This is a genomic window from Carboxylicivirga mesophila (assembly GCF_018271975.1).
Taxonomy (GTDB): Bacteria; Bacteroidota; Bacteroidia; order Bacteroidales; family Marinilabiliaceae; genus Carboxylicivirga; species Carboxylicivirga mesophila.
On the sequence record NZ_JAGUCN010000058.1, the window covers coordinates 1 to 1,775 of the forward strand.

At 47.0% G+C, this 1,775-nt stretch carries 1 rRNA gene; it reads right to left on the reverse strand.

The annotated features are described in order from the left end of the window. Window positions 1–54: 54 nt before the first annotated feature. Window positions 55–1,576 (reverse strand): 16S ribosomal RNA (locus tag KEM09_RS21715). Window positions 1,577–1,775 lie beyond the last annotated feature (199 nt).

Genomic DNA, 1,775 nt, shown 5'->3' on the forward strand with positions numbered 1-1,775 from the left:
ATAGTACATTCGGTAAAAATGAAAGCCTAAAATCGGCTATCAAAATATCTCCAGAAAGGAGGTGTTCCAGCCACACCTTCCGGTACGGCTACCTTGTTACGACTTAACCCTAGTTACCAGATTTACCCTAGGCCGCTCCTTACGGTCACAGACTTCAGGTACCCCCGGCTTCCATGGTTTGACGGGCGGTGTGTACAAGGCCCGGGAACGTATTCACCGCGCCATGGCTGATGCGCGATTACTAGCGAATCCAGCTTCACGAAGTCGGGTTGCAGACTTCGATCCGAACTGAGACCGGTTTTTGAGATTCGCATCTATTCACATAGTAGCTGCCCTCTGTACCGACCATTGTAACACGTGTGTAGCCCTGGACGTAAGGGCCGTGCTGATTTGACGTCATCCACACCTTCCTCGCGGTTTACACCGGCAGTCTTGTTAGAGTGCCCACCATGACGTGCTGGTAACTAACAACGTGGGTTGCGCTCGTTATGGGACTTAACCCGACACCTCACGGCACGAGCTGACGACAACCATGCAGCACCTTGTAAACTGTCCGAAGAAAACTCTATCTCTAAAGCTGTCAGTCTACATTTAAGTCCAGGTAAGGTTCCTCGCGTATCATCGAATTAAACCACATGTTCCTCCGCTTGTGCGGGCCCCCGTCAATTCCTTTGAGTTTCATTGTTGCCAACGTACTCCCCAGGTGGATAACTTAATGCTTTCGCTTTGTCGCTTACGGTCTATTGCAAACAACTAGTTATCATCGTTTACGGCGTGGACTACCAGGGTATCTAATCCTGTTCGATCCCCACGCTTTCGTGCATCAGCGTCAGTTACAGTTTAGTAAGCTGCCTTCGCAATCGGTGTTCTGTGTTATATCTAAGCATTTCACCGCTACACAACACATTCCGCCTACCTCAAATGTACTCAAGAATAACAGTATCAAAGGCAATTTTACGGTTGAGCCGCAAACTTTCACCCCTGACTTACTATTCCGCCTACGCACCCTTTAAACCCAATGAATCCGGATAACGCTTGCATCCTCCGTATTACCGCGGCTGCTGGCACGGAGTTAGCCGATGCTTATTCATATGGTACCGGCAAAAAGCTACTCGTAGCTCACATTCTTCCCATATAAAAGCAGTTTACAACCCATAGGGCAGTCTTCCTGCACGCGACATGGCTGGTTCAGGCTTGCGCCCATTGACCAATATTCCTCACTGCTGCCTCCCGTAGGAGTCTGGTCCGTGTCTCAGTACCAGTGTGGGGGACCTTCCTCTCAGAACCCCTAGACATCGTCGCCTTGGTAAGCCGTTACCTTACCAACTAGCTAATGTCACGCATGACCATCTTTTACCACCGGAGTTTTAATTATAATACCATGCGGTATCACAATGTTATGGGGTATTAATCCGAATTTCTTCGGGCTATCCCCCAGTAAAAGGCAGGTTTCATACGCGTTACGCACCCGTGCGCCGGTCGTCATCTGTAGCAAGCTACAATGTTACCCCTCGACTTGCATGTGTTAGGCCTGTCGCTAGCGTTCATCCTGAGCCAGGATCAAACTCTTCGTTGTATTAAAATTTTTAAATGTCTCTAGAAATTTTAATAGCTTGTTACCTTATATCTCTATAAGGTGATTGACTTCAGGTTTCACTTTTACCTTTTCTAATTTAATCGTTTAAATTAGGTACTATCCAATATTTTCAAAGAACTTTTGAGCCTTTTGCTCTTGTAAAATCAAGTGTCTAACCACTCTTCTTTCATTACTTTTT